This window comes from Paenibacillus sp. FSL H8-0175, from assembly GCF_045040615.1.
In the GTDB taxonomy this organism is placed as follows: domain Bacteria; phylum Bacillota; class Bacilli; order Paenibacillales; family Paenibacillaceae; genus Paenibacillus_AQ; species Paenibacillus_AQ odorifer.
Genome location: NZ_CP150299.1, coordinates 6,483,541 through 6,498,910, shown reverse-complemented (window position 1 = coordinate 6,498,910; position 15,370 = coordinate 6,483,541). Strand labels below are relative to the sequence as shown.

The window sequence follows — 15,370 nt, the reverse complement described above, 5'->3', positions numbered from 1 at the left end:
AGATTGCTTTAGTAAAGGAGGGAAAACACAATGGCATACCAAAAATTGGGCCGTGATTCCAGTGCGCGTAAAGCGTTATTTCGCGACATGGTAACGGATCTGTTTTTATACGAGCGCATCCAAACAACGGAAGCTAAAGCGAAAGAAGTTCGTTCTATCGCTGAAAAGCTGATCACTAAAGCTAAAAAAGGTGATCTTCATGCTCGTCGTCAAGTAGCTGCATTTGTTCGCCGCGAGACTGTTGATGGTGAACAAGATGCAATTCAAAAATTGTTCTCTGACATTGCTCCTCGTTACACTGAGCGTCCAGGTGGATACACTCGTATCCTTAAACTAGGACCTCGTCGTGGCGACGCTGCGCCTATGGTTTATCTTGAATTGGTAGACCGCGCGTAGTATCACAAGTATTGATTTCCGATGCTTCCCTTTCATCCAGCCCTCTTTGGAGTAAAGATGGGGGAAATATCAGCGTTATTGTGCTGCAGAGGCGCAAGACTCTGCTGTACTAATAACCGTGGGAATCACCTTGGTTCAATTGAAGGAGCTCCCGCAGGGGCTCTTTTTTTTGAAATTAAGGATCCTATAGGACTTGTAGTTCTATATATGAAAAATGGATGCCGTCCTTCTAGGGACGGCGAAGCCATTTCTTCAAATAGAAGATCAGACAGTGCTTCGATCGACGTTCTGCTGACCGGTTTAAAAAGGAGAACGGAATGCGTAATCTATTGATGAAGGTCAATTATGACGGAACGAATTATGATGGCTTTCAGACCCAGCCTCAGGGCAATACGATTCAGGATCGGCTGGAGCAAGCCATACTCCATCTGACAGGTGAGAAGCTTAAGATTACTGCTTCAGGCCGCACAGATGCCGGAGTACATGCCTATGGCCAGCCTTTTAACTTTACAACCTCCTCTCGAATCCCAACTGAACGTTGGTGTCTAGCGCTTAATGCCCGGCTGCCACAAGACATCGTGGTTACAGAGGCTAGGGAAGTTCCGCTAACGTTTCACTCTCGTAGAGGGGCTAAGCGTAAAACTTACCGATACACGATCAATGGCAACAGGTTTCCAGATCCGTTTCAGCGGCGCTGGCAGCTTCACCATCCAGTGAAGTTGGATATTCCTGCGATGCAGCAAGGCTTAACGCAAATTATAGGGACACATGACTTCACTTCGTTTGCATCACGACGGTCTACGAAGACTTCTCATGTACGAACGATCTTTGAAGCTCATATGGAAGTAGACCGCAGTATGTGCCGACACTCTTCATCAGATCAAGGAGTTATCCATACTTATATAACGGGTAGTGGATTTCTTCAGCACATGGTTCGCATTATTATGGGGACTTTGATCCATGTGGGGGAAGGTAAAATACCTGCTGATAAGGTTGCTGAAATATTGGCAGCATGTGATCGATCACATGCCGGTCCAACAGCTGTGGCCATGGGGTTAGCTTTGTGGAGTGTTGAATATGACGAGATTGAAAGTGAATAGTTTTTTCTATAAATTTCTTCCTGATTAATAGGTTAAATGTTTAAAAATCACTTGCACTTGTTATGTTTATACTGTAATATAAAAGTTGTGTTTTCTTGATGGCTATCCCACAGCCCCGATCGAGAAAATGCCAAAAAAATGCTTTGCTTAACTCACATAATCGTAATTCAATGAGAAACAAGATATACGAAACAGAAGATTTTCGTACGAGAACAAGGAGGAAACATTCATGCGTACCACCTATATGGCGAAGCCGAACGAAGTTGAACGCAATTGGCACATTATTGATGCCGAAGGCAAAACACTCGGTCGTTTGGCCAGCGAAGCCGCTGCTTTGATCCGTGGCAAACACAAACCGCAATTCACTCCACACGTTGATACAGGAGATTTCGTTATCGTAATCAACGCTGAGAAAATTCACTTGACCGGTAAGAAATTGCAAAACAAAAAATACTACCGTCACTCGATGCACCCAGGTGGTTTGAAAGTTACTAATGCTGAAACTCTGCTGAATACTAAACCAGAACGCGTAATTGAATTCGCGGTTCATGGTATGATTCCTAAGACTCGTCAAGGGGACCACATGAAGCTGAGATTGAAAGTATATGCAGGCGCCGAGCATCCACATGCAGCACAAAAACCTGAAGTTTACGAACTTCGCGGATAAGAATAGAGGAGGACAGTTTCATGGCACAAGTACAATACTATGGGACAGGTCGTCGTAAACATTCGGTAGCACGTGTTCGCCTTGTACCGGGTGAAGGACGCATTGTCATTAACAAACGTGAGATGGACGAATATTTCGGTGTGGAAACACTGAAAATGATCGTAAAACAACCTTTGAACCTGACTGAAACACTGGGCAACTACGATGTAATCGTTCTTGCACATGGTGGCGGCATTTCCGGTCAAGCTGGAGCAATTCGTCACGGTATCTCCCGTGCATTGCTTAAAGTTGACCCTGAATATCGCGGTGCATTGAAGAAAGCCGGCTTCCTGACTCGTGACCCACGTATGAAGGAACGTAAGAAATACGGCTTGAAGGCTGCACGTCGTGCGCCTCAGTTCTCGAAACGTTAATATCTACAGAATTCAACCCTTGGCCATATGGCCGAGGGTTTTATTTTTTATATCAGAACAGAATTATATTTAGAACTGTGTTCCAAAAAAACCTATTTCTTTCGAGAATAGGTTTTTTTATTAATATTTTTTTATTTAATCATAGCAACATTTTCCAATTATAGGCGTTTAAGGTTATAAAGGAGGAGTTGAATTTATGGAAATTGAGAGTTCTTTGAGTAAGAGGAAATTTATTTTGTCCTCAATCGTTCTAATGGTTGTTGCTTCGATTTTTATCTCACAGGTAGATGCTTATGTACTTCGCGGAAACAGAGTGGATAGACCTAACCAAGTTAAATATTGGCTTGATGCCTCTATATCATCAATTGGCTACAATGCCGCTGCCATACATGGAAGTACAGCGTGGAATGGTCTTACTGCTGGTAGACTGTCTATTAACGTTACTTCAACAACTTCAGCCTCTGCTGCTGACGTAAAGTGGTACGCTTCGTCAGAAACAAATGATCTTGGACAATTTTATGCGCAAACCTCTACTTCAGGTACACTAACCTCTACATCAATCGTTAGAATTAACACGGTAAGATTCAAGACAGTAGATGGAAATAGACAAAAAGAAACCACTGCTCATGAAATGGGACATGTACTAGGCTTAACTCATGAAGATACAGTTCCGTCCATTATGCTTTCTGGACCAGCTTGGTTATATGGAACTTACCCAGTACAAGATGATAAAGATGGTATAGCGCATATTTACCAATTTGATTAAGGGGGTCAATATATGAAAAAACAAAATAAGTTTCTTTCAATAGGTGTGTTGGCTTTCGTATTGGTTGTCGGTGCTGCAGGATTCATTAACAATAACAAAGCTGTAAAGGGAGATAATTCTCCTGCATTTATCAGTTCTGAAGCAAAAGTTATTGGTTATCGTGATTTTAATGAGCTAGACAACACGGCTGAATTGATACTGAAAGGCACAAAAGCTAAAGTCATAAATACATTTATCGATAAAAATGAATTTGGTGAAACGATTGATTATCATACGCAATCTGCAATAAAGATTAATCAGATTTTCAAATCTGATAATCAAGATATTGTAGAGGGCTCTGAAGTTACAGTGCAAGAAAATGGAGCTATCGAAACAACAGAAGATGGAACATTTATCTATGGAATTGAAGGTTATCAGTTAATGAATGAAAATGAAGAGTATTTATTATTCTTAGATAAAAGTTTAACCGATCCTAATGTTTATTTTGTTAAAGGAGTTTACTACGGTAAAATTCCTTTGAGTGAACCAAAAGTGAATAAGATATTGGAACAGTCTGAGGAAGAGTCTTCTCAAGAATTAGAAATCTATGGTGAGTATCCTGAAGCGTTAAATACTATATTTAAAGAAGCCTTAGAAAAATACGGGAGATAAAAAAGCACATAAGAAACCTTTAACCTTTATGGTTAAGGGTTTTTGTTGTTTAGCCTCTTTCCACAAGAAATGGGCTTTTTTTGCATCTATTTACTAATTCTAACGGTTGAAACGCATTGACTTCCTCAGTAAAAGTTATATACTATTTCATATAGAATTAGTTGGTTTTATTACTTCTTTTACCTCATTTATTCATACGATTAATATTTTGGATGGAGGAATACCTTAATGAACCTGCTCGAGAAAGAGGATTTAATCAAAGTTAAGGCCGAAGAATTAGAAACTGCTTCACCCGAGGAAATTATCCGCTGGGCTGTAGAAACATTTCCTAACATTACTTTTGCCTGCAGCTTTGGTGCCGAAGATGTAGTGCTAGTTGATATGCTTCACAAAGTTAGTCCGTCTACAGACGTCTTTTATCTCGATACAGATTATCATTTTAAGGAAACCTATGAGACCCGAGATTTGATGGCAGATAAATACGGGTTGGAGTTCGTACGAGTGTCTCCACAAATCACTCCGCAGGAGCAAGCACTTCAACACGGTGATGCGTTATGGACAGTAGACCCTAACCAATGCTGTGGGATTCGTAAAGTAGAGCCGCTGACTCGTATCCTATCTCAATATGAAGCTTGGATTACAGGCATTCGTCGTGACCAAGCGCCTACCCGTGCTAATGCCAAAAAGGTTGAGTATGATTATAAATTTGGTTTGGTTAAGTTTAATCCAATTGCGGATTGGACAACCGAAGATGTATGGAACTATATTCGTGAAAATGATGTAATTTATAACCCTCTACATGACCGTAACTATCCAAGTATCGGCTGTGAGCAATGTACACGTCAGGTTATGCCTGGTGAAGATCCGCGTGCTGGACGTTGGGCTGGATCAGAGAAGACTGAGTGTGGATTACACAAGTAAGACCTATCCCCGTGAGAACACAGAAGGAGAGACGATAATGACTTCAATACGTCCGCATGGCGGGACATTAGTTAACCGTGTAGTAGAGGGTACAGAAAGAGAAGAATTGCTGCAGCTTGCACGTGAATATAAGACGCTTTCCGTGAACACTTGGACTTTATCTGATTTGGATCTAATAGCGGTAGGTGCATTTTCTCCACTAACTGGATTTTTGAATGAACAAGATTATAACTCCGTAGTCAAAAACATGCGTTTAGCAGATGGCACAGTGTGGAGCATTCCAATAACACTTGCTGTAGAAGAGGATGTGGCCTCTGGTTTAGCTATTGGAGACAAGGTATCTCTAATCAGTGAAGAGGATGGCGAGATCTACGGTTTATTGGATATTGAGAGTATTTATACGGTTGATCAAAACCTTGAAGCGCAAAATGTATTCAAAACAACAGATCCTGAACATCCAGGAGTAAGTAAGCTGTTGGCCCGCCCGGCTACCTATGTAGGAGGACCAATTACAGTGCTAAATAGACCACAGCCAGAAAAGTTCGGAGAATTTTATTTTGACCCTTCAGCTACACGTAAGATATTTGCAGACAAAGGCTGGAGAACAGTTGTAGGCTTCCAGACGCGTAACCCTGTTCATCGTGCACATGAATATATTCAGAAGTGCGCTATGGAGGTTGTAGACGCTCTGTTCTTAAACCCGCTAGTGGGTGAGACGAAGTCTGATGATGTACCGGCAAATGTACGAATGAAGAGCTACCTGGCGCTTTTGGAGAATTATTATCCTGAGGATCGTACCTTTCTAGGTGTTTTCCCGGCGGCCATGCGTTATGCTGGTCCGAGAGAAGCGATTTTTCATGCTATGGTTCGCAAAAATTACGGCTGCACCCATTTTATTGTCGGACGTGACCATGCGGGCGTAGGTGATTACTACGGAACTTATGAAGCGCAAGAAATTTTTGCGAATTTCACCGCTGAGGAACTTGATATTACTCCATTATTTTTTGAACACAGCTTCTTCTGTAAAAAATGCGGAAATATGGCTTCCAGTAAAACCTGCCCACATCCTGGCGACGATCATATGACATTGTCGGGTACAAAGGTACGGGCTTTGCTTCGGGAGGGGCAATGTCCGCCTCCTGAATTTACGCGACCTGAGGTTGCGCAGATTCTAATTGAAGGCATGACTCAAGAAGTAACAGCTTAATCATCGTTAGCTAGTACTATTTGGCCTTCTTGTCCCATATAGATGAGTATTATCTATCGGGACGAGGGGGTCTTTGTTATGTCTGGCCGAAAACACAGTAAAGTCTCGGTCTGGATCTCATGGAGCAGTATCAAAAAATGTATGCTGGGCGCGACACTGCTGGCTATAATGATCGGCATTATAGCGTATGACATGCCTACTGCCAAAACGTTAAATTATTGGAGTCTGCCTTTGTCTGGTAAAGTGATCGCTATCGACGCTGGACATGGGGGAGCAGATGGAGGGGCAGTTAGCCGGGAAGGGCTAATTGAGAAAGACATTAATCTTGCGGTCTCTCTTTATTTACGTGATTACCTGCAACAGGCAGGGGCTATTGTTGTAATGACCCGTGAAGGGGATTATGATTTGGCTCAGGAGGGCACTAAGGGCTATTCTAAGCGCAAGACTGAAGATCTTAAGCAAAGAGTAAGAAGCATTGAAGAGAAGGGCGCAGATCTTTTTATAAGCGTTCACATGAACAGTGTGCCTTCAAACCGATGGAGCGGGGCGCAGACCTTTTACTATCCCAATCACAAGGATAATAAAGCTATCGCAGAGTTTGTACAGAGTGAGCTGAAGACTACACTGGAGAATACTGATCGTGTAGCTAAGACTGTAAATACTGTTTATCTACTAAAGGCATTAAAAATACCTGCGATCCTTGTAGAGGTCGGTTTTTTGTCGCACCCTCAGGAATCAGTTCTACTCGGAGATGATGTTTATCAACGCAAGGTAGCGACTAGCATATATCGTGGCATTCTTCGTTATGCTTCCGAGTAGCCGGGACTACTCATCAGGAGATGGGTAATGCTATAATAGACAAAAACTCCGGAAGATTTCTCCTCCGGAAAGGAAACAGAGGTGCTTTCCATGCTGACTAGGGAACATATCCAGGAAATACTGCAGTCAATAACAGACCCGGAAACCGGAAAAAGCCTTGTGGAACTACAGCTAATCCGTGACATTATGATTAAAGAAGATCGTATATCTTTATCAATCGTGTGTCTGGATCCTGAAGAGCAAAGTCGCATGGATCTAGAACAACGGGTTCGTGAGTTGCTTGAAGCGGGTGGAGTCACTAATGTGCATATCCGGCTGCGTGATGCAACCGATTATGAACGTGCTCTGCTTCGAGGAGAGAGTGCCGGGGAAGAGCCGTTGGTTGATGAACCGGGGAAACTTAAGGGACATGCAGCAGGCCTTGACGATCATGAATTAATCAATGAGAACTCTGGTGTTAACTTTATCGCCATTGCCAGTGGTAAAGGCGGTGTTGGAAAGTCTACGGTTACTGTGAATTTGGCAGTAGCTTTGGCTAGAAAAGGTAAAAAGGTTGGATTGATTGATGCGGACATTTATGGGTTTAGCATCCCTGATATGATGGGAATCGAAGAGGGACCCGTTGTAGAAGAGGGAATCATTATTCCTGTGGAACGTTTCGGAGTGAAGGTCATGTCTATGGGCTTCTTTATCCGTGAGAATAGTCCGGTAATTTGGCGGGGACCTATGCTTGGCAAAATGCTGCGCCAATTCTTCGGTGATGTGGGCTGGGGAGAACTTGATTATATGCTGCTTGATCTTCCTCCAGGTACAGGTGATGTGGCGCTTGACGTACATCAGATGCTTCCTCACAGCAAAGAGATTATTGTTACTACCCCTCATGCTACCGCAGCGTTTGTGGCGGCTAGAGCGGGCTCTATGGCTCTGCAGACAGAACATGAGATTATTGGGGTCATTGAGAACATGGCTTATTATGAGTGTAAAGACTGCGGTAAAAAAGATTATATTTTTGGCAGAGGCGGAGGCGCTCGGCTTGCGGAGACACTCCATACGGAGCTGCTTGCACAAGTTCCATTGGGCGCACCGGACAACCATATTTCTGAACCGGATTTCTCACCTTCCGTATACAAGGAAGACACAGCTACTGCGTTGTTGTTTGCTGATATCGCCGATAAGCTGATTGCGAAATATGAGCACTAATTATTGTGCATAAAAAGAGGCCGTCCCACTTTGTTAGGTGGGATAAGGCCTCTTTTTTGTTATGTGCTTGAATCATCGCCGCTACCGCTGCCACTTTCACCACCGCTGCCGCTGCCTTCCTGTTTATCGCCGCTTTCGCCGCCCTTTTTCTGTTCCTTCGGTTCGAGCTCGTCCTGAACGACCTTTTTAAGTAAATTCAATACCTCCATCCGGAATAATGGAGTCTGCATAGATTCCTGGATGGTCTTCATGGATTGCTTTCGGTAGTCAGGTGTTTTGGTGAGATTAAGAAACATGGTCATCATTTCTGGAGACTTCATGATTTCCTCGACGGATTTTTGATAGGTGGGATCTTTAATTAGTTGCAGGTGCAATTCTTTGCTTTGTGATTGAATGGCTTTAGCAAAATCGCCTGCGAACTTGGGATCAGTCATAATTTTCTCGATTTCCTTTTGATATTCCGGTGCAGTGAGGGTATCTTTAACAGCGGTTTTTATATCCTCTGTTGTTTGAAGTGGCATCATTTTCATACTCATTCCGCTGGTGCCTCCAGAACTGGAATTTGATAATGATTCCTCAACTGCTTTTTTTCCATCTTCACTTTTTAATATATCAATAACCATGGTCTTCATTTCTTTATAACTGCCCTGACCAGAAGAAGAACTGCTCTGCTCACTTCCGCAAGCCGTTAAGGCCATAACAAAGCTTAAAGCCAAACCCACAGATCCGATAAATCTCCATTTCATTGGCGCTGCCCTCCTTTATTAGGATTCTCCAGTTGTATTATGCCGCATTAACACACATTTATGTTGCTGATGTAATGGTGTTTTGTCGGTATCCTTGGTAAAATAAATCTGACATAGGGGAGGTGAAGTGGCTGAGTATAAAAAAATGGTTTTATTTATTTTGGACAACCCTTCTAATAGGAGCGGGCGGAGCAGTAATCGCAGGTCTGGCACTGCAATTCGTGAACGGTCGAATTGATTTCAAAAGTGTCGCTGATTTCTTTTTATACCCGCTGATACTATTCGGCTACGGTATGCTTGTCAGTGTTTATGCGCAACTTGGTTTTTTTGCTTATCTAATTTTGAATTACATGGGCAATGGTGTTTTCCCGCCAAAAATTTGGAAATACATACAACTGGTGCTTTCTGTACTCGCATTGCTTGAACTGATTTTTTTGCGTACCGTCGTTGGCGGGGAAAGAAGTGTCTTGTCTGATCTAATATTAGGAATCTTTATTTTGTTAGCTGCCATTATTGTGTCTTATTTCAAAGTGAAAAGTACAAACATCTCAGCTTGGATTCCAACCCTCTTTTTTATGACAGCTATTTCAATTGTGGAAATTATCGGCGTGCTCCGTATAGGTGTTGATAGTGCGACAGTGTTTATTGTTGTTCCGCTCATCGCCTGTAATGCATTCCAAATTTTGATGCTTCACCGTATTCTCAAGCCGGCAGCCGGATAAAGGCTGGGGCGAATTCAGCAAATCATGAACCCCGTGCTCTGGCCTTCAGAAGACGGGGTTTTTTGCTCTAGAATGTATCCTAACGATTAAAATCTGCTGGAGGAGGTTAATCTTAAAGAACAATAGAGCGGATTCTTTGTGTGTAGCACCGCTCACAAAACTAAGTAGATGCTTCCTAAGTGAGTTTTGTACGAAGTTTTTCAATGATGCATATGCTTCACAAAACTAAGCGTATGCTTCCGAAGCAGTTTTGTACGAAGTAATACAAGCGTAGCAACGCTCACAAAACTAAGTAGATGCTTCCGAAGTGAGTTTTGTACGAAGTTTTTCAATGATGCACATGCTTTACAAAACTTTTAGGAGGGGAATATATGGACATCAAGCGTTATATGATAAAAGACACAAATGAAATCCAGCTTAACAAGCTGGACCCGGACGATACAGGTAATTTTAAATCAAAAAAAGAAGCAGAAGCCAAAACAGAGCAGTTAAAGGAACGGTTGGCAGAGCTTCAAGATATTCTTTTTGCACAGAAAAAGCATTCACTGCTAGTAATTCTGCAAGGGATGGATTCCAGCGGTAAGGATGGAACGGTTAAACACATTTTTTCAGGGATTAATCCACAAGGCTTTATAGTGACCAGCTTCAAGAAACCTTCTCTGGAGGAAGAAGCTCACGATTTCTTATGGAGAGTGCATCAAAAGACACCCCCTAAAGGCTACATCTCTGCATTTAACCGCTCACACTATGAAGATGTATTGGTACCGCGGGTACATGGGGGATTGAAAAAGGATGATTTGAAGCGCCGCTTTCGTTACATACGGCAGTTTGAGGAGATGCTGGTGGAAGAGGGAACGACAATTATCAAGCTTTTTCTGCATATTTCAAAAGAAAAGCAGCTTAAGAAAATAAAAGAACGGCTTGAAGATCCCAAAAAACACTGGAAATTCGACGCAAGTGATCTACAGGAGCGGGAGTTTTGGGATGATTACCAAGAGGCATATGTAGATGTTTTTAAGGAGTCTAGTATTGATAAAGCACCCTGGTACTGGATACCAGCCAATCATCAATGGTACCGCAACTATTTGGCCTTATCCATCGTTGTAAAGACACTGGAGAGTCTGGATCTGAGCTATCCGAAGCTGAATACCCCCACACCCGACATATCGGAGCTCATTTCCCCGCGTCATTAATATTTGGATAAGACCAACATCTATTGCGGTACCTAAGATTGGGAGGAGCGTTACAGCCCAGCAGCATCCTCTAAGGCACTATTTAGTGAGGCCGAGTCACGAACCTCTTTACCCTCTGCGTTGCTTTGGCTGATCAGCTCAGAGACGGTAACGAATTCATAACCTTGTCTGCGGAGCTCATCGATAATTTGCGGAAGAGCTTCGTGAGTTTGTTTGCAGGAATCACTGGCATGTAGTAGAACGATATCACCAGGATGTGCTTTAGTCGTTACACGCTTCACGATATTGTCTACACCTATGTTCTTCCAGTCCAGAGAGTCTGTGTCCCACTGGATGACTTTGTAACCAAGATCATTGGCCACTTGCAGAACTCTTTTGTCAAAATCACCATTAGGCATACGAATTAAATTTGGTTCTTTACCGGTTAATTCTGTAAGCACAGTGTGAGCCGTTGTGATCTGAGTGCGAATCTCTTCGTTACTTAGAGTGCTGTAATTGACGTGTTTATGGCCATGACTGCCAATTTCGAATCCTGCGTTTTTAATGCTTGTTACAATATCCGGGTGAGTCTTACTCCATGGTGACGATAGGAAGAAGGTGGCTTTGTCCACTTTCTTGTCTTCAAGTACCTTCAAAATTGGCTCGGGTCTCTTTTCCCCCCAGCTAATATCGAAGGTTAGGGCAATCAGCTTCTTCTCTGTTGGCACACTGTAAATGGCAGAAGGTCCAGCCTCAGAAAAAACGGTGATATTACCCCTCTCGACATAGACAACTCCAGCAGCAAGAAGCACAGCGGCGAAGATATAGATGAACCTTTTGATCTTTTTGCCGCTGAATACATAAAAAGAATTCATTAATGACAGCGCTCCTCTCCCATGCGAAATGCTTGTTTGTTCTAAATGTATGCTCGTACCGCACGGTTATGACCTAAGAAACAGAGATCACAATTTCAGGAGGTATTTATGTTGTCGTTCTTCACGTTTGTTAAAGATATTAAATCGATCCGCAAGGCTTTGCTGCTATCCTGTCTGCTCTTCGTAATAGGAGCGGTTGTTGGCTGGGTAGCGACAAGTAGTCTGGAAAAACTATTGGTTCAGCAATTGGAAGGGCTAAGTGAGATCAGTGGGAACTTAAGAGATACCTCTAATCCGCAATGGAACTTCTTTGTATTTATATTTCTGAATAACGCCATCAAGGGAGTGGTTATTATTTTCCTGGGAGCGTTGTTCGGCATATTGCCAGCTATATTCTTATTTATAAACGGAGCGGTAATTGGCTACTTGATACATTTATCCGCACTGCAAGGGCAGGATTTGTTCGATTTAATCGTAAAAGGATTGCTGCCACACGGGATTATAGAGATTCCGGCAATCATTATCGCTTGTGCCTTTGGACTGCATTTTGGCGGGAAAGTGATTTCAAGTTTATTTCGATCTACAGATAGAAAAGAGGAAAGAAGCGCAGACTGGTCTGCATTCATGCGTCAAACACTTACGGCTTCCATATGGACTGTAATCCTGTTATTTGTTGCAGCCATTATTGAAAGTACAATTACTTTTTCACTTTTATCATAAAACTTCCGGGAATAGAGCATAACATTAAGGGCGTTCATCCAAGGATTGCCTAAAGGTAAGGAGTATATAATCTAGACGAAACCATAAAGGGAATTTTTAATAATTATGGTTATAAAAAGAGGACTCCGGTTAATCTAGTGTAAGAGGATCTTAAGGCAGCTTTCTCCATGAGATGTACTTACTGATTATGCAAAAAAGGTTTTGGGGGTTTAGAGAAGGTGTTAATTGCAACTTCATGAAGGAGGCCAAGCATATGTTGGGAATGTTGTTTAACGAAAAGGAATGCAAGGAACTGGATTATGTTTTGAGAAAAGAACTAGATGAGATGCTGTTAGATTTGAGTGATCAGCGCTTGGACCAAAATATCAGGCACGCCATCGCTAATAGATATAAGACTGTATTCCGGATGTATGCTCGCTTCGCTCCTCAGAAAGAGCTTTCCAAGTATGCATGGGGTGGGCGTTCTTCTCAGTATAAACACTGAAGATATACGAGAATTGCTACAGTTTTATAAAGTTTTCAGATTATTTAATAAAATAGCTTGACTAAAAAGGAGTGCTCATGATAAATTATATCTCGCGCTCCTTTTGCTTGTGTAAAAGGGAAGCGGAAGGCAAGAAAAATTGAAAAAAAGATTTTTCAAAAAAAAGACTTGCCAAACAGCTTAACACTGTGATATATTATAAAGGTCGCCGCTGATAAACAACGACGACGAAATGAGAGACGTTGATCTTTGAAAACTGAACAACGAGTGAGTGGGAAATCACGCAAGTGAAATCCAAATTAGAGAATTAATTTTCTCGTCAGATGTTTCAAAATGAGCATATCGCTCTTTTCAATACTAATTGGAGAGTTTGATCCTGGCTCAGGACGAACGCTGGCGGCGTGCCTAATACATGCAAGTCGAGCGGAGTTATTTTGAAAGCTTGCTTTCAAAATAACTTAGCGGCGGACGGGTGAGTAACACGTAGGCAACCTGCCCTTCAGACTGGGATAACTACCGGAAACGGTAGCTAATACCGGATAATTTCTTTTTTCTCCTGAGAGAAGAATGAAAGACGGAGCAATCTGTCACTGAGGGATGGGCCTGCGGCGCATTAGCTAGTTGGTGGGGTAACGGCCCACCAAGGCGACGATGCGTAGCCGACCTGAGAGGGTGAACGGCCACACTGGGACTGAGACACGGCCCAGACTCCTACGGGAGGCAGCAGTAGGGAATCTTCCGCAATGGGCGAAAGCCTGACGGAGCAACGCCGCGTGAGTGATGAAGGTTTTCGGATCGTAAAGCTCTGTTGCCAGGGAAGAACGTCCGGTAGAGTAACTGTTACCGGAGTGACGGTACCTGAGAAGAAAGCCCCGGCTAACTACGTGCCAGCAGCCGCGGTAATACGTAGGGGGCAAGCGTTGTCCGGAATTATTGGGCGTAAAGCGCGCGCAGGCGGCTATTTAAGTCTGGTGTTTAAACCTTGGGCTCAACCTGAGGTCGCACTGGAAACTGGGTGGCTTGAGTACAGAAGAGGAAAGTGGAATTCCACGTGTAGCGGTGAAATGCGTAGATATGTGGAGGAACACCAGTGGCGAAGGCGACTTTCTGGGCTGTAACTGACGCTGAGGCGCGAAAGCGTGGGGAGCAAACAGGATTAGATACCCTGGTAGTCCACGCCGTAAACGATGAGTGCTAGGTGTTAGGGGTTTCGATACCCTTGGTGCCGAAGTTAACACAGTAAGCACTCCGCCTGGGGAGTACGGTCGCAAGACTGAAACTCAAAGGAATTGACGGGGACCCGCACAAGCAGTGGAGTATGTGGTTTAATTCGAAGCAACGCGAAGAACCTTACCAGGTCTTGACATCCCTCTGAATCTGCTAGAGATAGCAGCGGCCTTCGGGACAGAGGAGACAGGTGGTGCATGGTTGTCGTCAGCTCGTGTCGTGAGATGTTGGGTTAAGTCCCGCAACGAGCGCAACCCTTAACTTTAGTTGCCAGCAAGTAATGTTGGGCACTCTAGAGTGACTGCCGGTGACAAACCGGAGGAAGGTGGGGATGACGTCAAATCATCATGCCCCTTATGACCTGGGCTACACACGTACTACAATGGCCGGTACAACGGGAAGCGAAGCCGCGAGGTGGAGCCAATCCCATCAAAGCCGGTCTCAGTTCGGATTGCAGGCTGCAACTCGCCTGCATGAAGTCGGAATTGCTAGTAATCGCGGATCAGCATGCCGCGGTGAATACGTTCCCGGGTCTTGTACACACCGCCCGTCACACCACGAGAGTTTACAACACCCGAAGTCGGTGGGGTAACCCGCAAGGGAGCCAGCCGCCGAAGGTGGGGTAGATGATTGGGGTGAAGTCGTAACAAGGTAGCCGTATCGGAAGGTGCGGCTGGATCACCTCCTTTCTATGGAGAATCGTTCTCTGCAATGAGGACATTCAAATCGGAAGCTCAGCTTCCACAATAGAACCTTCGGGTTCGAACACTCACTCGTGTTCAGTTTTGAAAGAGCAAGTCTCTTTCGTATGCGTTTGGTGGCGATAGCGGAGGGGTTCCACACGTACCCATCCCGAACACGACCGTTAAGCCCTCCAGCGCCGATGGTACTTGGACCGAAGGGTCCTGGGAGAGTAGGACGTTGCCAAGCGGACAACCAATTGATTGGTTGATTCACAATGTTATATATGTTATATGGGCTTTTAGCTCAGTTGGTTAGAGCGCACCTCTGATAAGGGTGAGGTCGGTGGTTCGAGTCCACCAAGGCCCACCATATAACATTATAGAGTAATTTTATGGGGCCATAGCTCAGCTGGGAGAGCGCCTGCCTTGCAAGCAGGAGGTCAGCGGTTCGATCCCGCTTGGCTCCACCATAAATTTTTAAATGAATAACTTTTTCAACTTGATCCTTGAAAACTGGATACCGAAACGAATTTGCGTTTTAGAACATCTTTTAGCAACTTGTGCAAACAAGTAAATGTTATTAGTGAGATTTTTCTTCGGA

16 protein-coding genes, 2 tRNA genes and 2 rRNA genes are annotated in these 15,370 nt (G+C 43.7%); 18 read left to right on the top strand and 2 right to left on the bottom strand.

Translation table 11 applies throughout. The annotated features are described in order from the left end of the window. Nucleotides 1-30 precede the first annotated feature (30 nt). The 10 genes from rplQ to MHH46_RS28845 all read left to right on the top strand — a co-directional run bounded on the left by rplQ (nt 31) and on the right by MHH46_RS28845 (nt 8,140). Nucleotides 31-396, top strand: coding sequence for a 50S ribosomal protein L17 (rplQ, locus tag MHH46_RS28890; RefSeq protein WP_019908254.1), 366 nt, complete (start codon nt 31-33; stop codon nt 394-396). A gap of 317 nt (nt 397-713) precedes the next feature. After that, the gene (gene truA / locus MHH46_RS28885) at nt 714-1,496 is read left to right on the top strand and encodes a tRNA pseudouridine(38-40) synthase TruA (protein WP_076194818.1); all 783 of its coding nucleotides are present in this window, start codon (nt 714-716) and stop codon (nt 1,494-1,496) included. 229 nt (nt 1,497-1,725) lie between these two features. Continuing rightward, entirely contained in the window at nt 1,726-2,163 is a 438-nt protein-coding gene (gene rplM / locus MHH46_RS28880; RefSeq protein WP_036680589.1) for a 50S ribosomal protein L13, read from the top strand. 20 nt (nt 2,164-2,183) lie between these two features. Continuing rightward, nucleotides 2,184-2,576 carry a 30S ribosomal protein S9 gene (rpsI, locus tag MHH46_RS28875; RefSeq protein ID WP_025706574.1) on the top strand — a complete coding sequence of 131 codons (393 nt, stop codon included), beginning with the start codon at nt 2,184-2,186 and terminating at the stop codon, nt 2,574-2,576. A gap of 196 nt (nt 2,577-2,772) precedes the next feature. After that, complete coding sequence (locus MHH46_RS28870) at nt 2,773-3,342, top strand: matrixin family metalloprotease (protein ID WP_076194820.1); 570 nt, start codon at nt 2,773-2,775, stop codon at nt 3,340-3,342. Between the two features lie 12 nt (nt 3,343-3,354). After that, nucleotides 3,355-3,993, top strand: a complete 639-nt coding sequence (locus MHH46_RS28865) for a hypothetical protein (protein WP_076194823.1) — start codon at nt 3,355-3,357, stop codon at nt 3,991-3,993. A gap of 228 nt (nt 3,994-4,221) precedes the next feature. Further along, nucleotides 4,222-4,914, top strand: a complete 693-nt coding sequence (locus MHH46_RS28860; protein ID WP_036680616.1) for a phosphoadenylyl-sulfate reductase — start codon at nt 4,222-4,224, stop codon at nt 4,912-4,914. A 37-nt stretch (nt 4,915-4,951) separates the two neighbouring features. Then, nucleotides 4,952-6,121 (top strand): sulfate adenylyltransferase, encoded by a 1,170-nt coding sequence (gene sat / locus MHH46_RS28855; protein WP_076194826.1) that lies wholly within the window; start codon nt 4,952-4,954, stop codon nt 6,119-6,121. A 78-nt stretch (nt 6,122-6,199) separates the two neighbouring features. Next, complete coding sequence (cwlD, locus tag MHH46_RS28850) at nt 6,200-6,940, top strand: N-acetylmuramoyl-L-alanine amidase CwlD (protein ID WP_038573445.1); 741 nt, start codon at nt 6,200-6,202, stop codon at nt 6,938-6,940. A 90-nt stretch (nt 6,941-7,030) separates the two neighbouring features. Then, nucleotides 7,031-8,140, top strand: coding sequence for an Mrp/NBP35 family ATP-binding protein (locus tag MHH46_RS28845; RefSeq protein WP_076130012.1), 1,110 nt, complete (start codon nt 7,031-7,033; stop codon nt 8,138-8,140). Nucleotides 8,141-8,199: 59 nt separating this feature from the next. Here MHH46_RS28845 and gerD read toward each other — a convergent pair whose 3' ends face one another. Next, nucleotides 8,200-8,886 carry a spore germination lipoprotein GerD gene (gene gerD / locus MHH46_RS28840; protein ID WP_036680627.1) on the bottom strand — a complete coding sequence of 229 codons (687 nt, stop codon included), beginning with the start codon at nt 8,884-8,886 and terminating at the stop codon, nt 8,200-8,202. A gap of 131 nt (nt 8,887-9,017) precedes the next feature. Between gerD and MHH46_RS28835 the strand changes: the two genes are divergently transcribed. Together MHH46_RS28835 and MHH46_RS28830 are read left to right on the top strand one after the other, a co-directional pair. Further along, nucleotides 9,018-9,608, top strand: coding sequence for a KinB-signaling pathway activation protein (locus MHH46_RS28835; RefSeq protein WP_038574906.1), 591 nt, complete (start codon nt 9,018-9,020; stop codon nt 9,606-9,608). A gap of 371 nt (nt 9,609-9,979) precedes the next feature. Further along, nucleotides 9,980-10,801: a PPK2 family polyphosphate kinase gene (locus MHH46_RS28830; RefSeq protein WP_052097348.1), complete on the top strand. Its 822-nt coding sequence runs from the start codon at nt 9,980-9,982 to the stop codon at nt 10,799-10,801. 50 nt (nt 10,802-10,851) lie between these two features. Here the strand turns inward: MHH46_RS28830 and pdaB are convergent, their stop codons facing one another. Beyond that, nucleotides 10,852-11,655 (bottom strand): polysaccharide deacetylase family sporulation protein PdaB, encoded by an 804-nt coding sequence (pdaB, locus tag MHH46_RS28825; RefSeq protein ID WP_036680629.1) that lies wholly within the window; start codon nt 11,653-11,655, stop codon nt 10,852-10,854. Nucleotides 11,656-11,763: 108 nt separating this feature from the next. On the opposite strand from pdaB, the gene MHH46_RS28820 reads away from it, so the two are divergent. From MHH46_RS28820 to MHH46_RS28795, 6 genes are all read left to right on the top strand, one after another. Beyond that, entirely contained in the window at nt 11,764-12,375 is a 612-nt protein-coding gene (locus MHH46_RS28820; RefSeq protein WP_036680630.1) for a stage II sporulation protein M, read from the top strand. A 253-nt stretch (nt 12,376-12,628) separates the two neighbouring features. Further along, nucleotides 12,629-12,859 (top strand): hypothetical protein, encoded by a 231-nt coding sequence (locus MHH46_RS28815; RefSeq protein WP_036680631.1) that lies wholly within the window; start codon nt 12,629-12,631, stop codon nt 12,857-12,859. 358 nt (nt 12,860-13,217) lie between these two features. Next, nucleotides 13,218-14,775: ribosomal RNA gene (locus MHH46_RS28810) — 16S ribosomal RNA — on the top strand. Nucleotides 14,776-14,899: 124 nt separating this feature from the next. Beyond that, nucleotides 14,900-15,016: ribosomal RNA gene (gene rrf / locus MHH46_RS28805) — 5S ribosomal RNA — on the top strand. 46 nt (nt 15,017-15,062) lie between these two features. Beyond that, nucleotides 15,063-15,139, top strand: a tRNA-Ile gene (locus tag MHH46_RS28800). A 24-nt stretch (nt 15,140-15,163) separates the two neighbouring features. Further along, nucleotides 15,164-15,239: transfer RNA gene (locus MHH46_RS28795), tRNA-Ala, on the top strand. The last annotated feature ends 131 nt before the right edge of the window (nt 15,240-15,370 follow it).

Excerpts from the sequence above, each read along its gene's own strand:
- MHH46_RS28815 (WP_036680631.1), top strand. The coding sequence starts at position 12,629 with ATGTTGGGAATGTTGTTTAACGAAAAGGAATGCAAGGAACTGGATTAT.
- MHH46_RS28845 (WP_076130012.1), top strand. The coding sequence starts at position 7,031 with ATGCTGACTAGGGAACATATCCAGGAAATACTGCAGTCAATAACAGAC.
- MHH46_RS28820 (WP_036680630.1), top strand. The coding sequence starts at position 11,764 with ATGTTGTCGTTCTTCACGTTTGTTAAAGATATTAAATCGATCCGCAAG.
- truA (WP_076194818.1), top strand. The coding sequence starts at position 714 with ATGCGTAATCTATTGATGAAGGTCAATTATGACGGAACGAATTATGAT.
- pdaB (WP_036680629.1), bottom strand. The coding sequence starts at position 11,655 with ATGAATTCTTTTTATGTATTCAGCGGCAAAAAGATCAAAAGGTTCATC.
- rplM (WP_036680589.1), top strand. The coding sequence starts at position 1,726 with ATGCGTACCACCTATATGGCGAAGCCGAACGAAGTTGAACGCAATTGG.
- gerD (WP_036680627.1), bottom strand. The coding sequence starts at position 8,886 with ATGAAATGGAGATTTATCGGATCTGTGGGTTTGGCTTTAAGCTTTGTT.
- MHH46_RS28830 (WP_052097348.1), top strand. The coding sequence starts at position 9,980 with ATGGACATCAAGCGTTATATGATAAAAGACACAAATGAAATCCAGCTT.
- sat (WP_076194826.1), top strand. The coding sequence starts at position 4,952 with ATGACTTCAATACGTCCGCATGGCGGGACATTAGTTAACCGTGTAGTA.
- rplQ (WP_019908254.1), top strand. The coding sequence starts at position 31 with ATGGCATACCAAAAATTGGGCCGTGATTCCAGTGCGCGTAAAGCGTTA.
- MHH46_RS28870 (WP_076194820.1), top strand. The coding sequence starts at position 2,773 with ATGGAAATTGAGAGTTCTTTGAGTAAGAGGAAATTTATTTTGTCCTCA.
- MHH46_RS28865 (WP_076194823.1), top strand. The coding sequence starts at position 3,355 with ATGAAAAAACAAAATAAGTTTCTTTCAATAGGTGTGTTGGCTTTCGTA.
- cwlD (WP_038573445.1), top strand. The coding sequence starts at position 6,200 with ATGTCTGGCCGAAAACACAGTAAAGTCTCGGTCTGGATCTCATGGAGC.
- MHH46_RS28860 (WP_036680616.1), top strand. The coding sequence starts at position 4,222 with ATGAACCTGCTCGAGAAAGAGGATTTAATCAAAGTTAAGGCCGAAGAA.
- rpsI (WP_025706574.1), top strand. The coding sequence starts at position 2,184 with ATGGCACAAGTACAATACTATGGGACAGGTCGTCGTAAACATTCGGTA.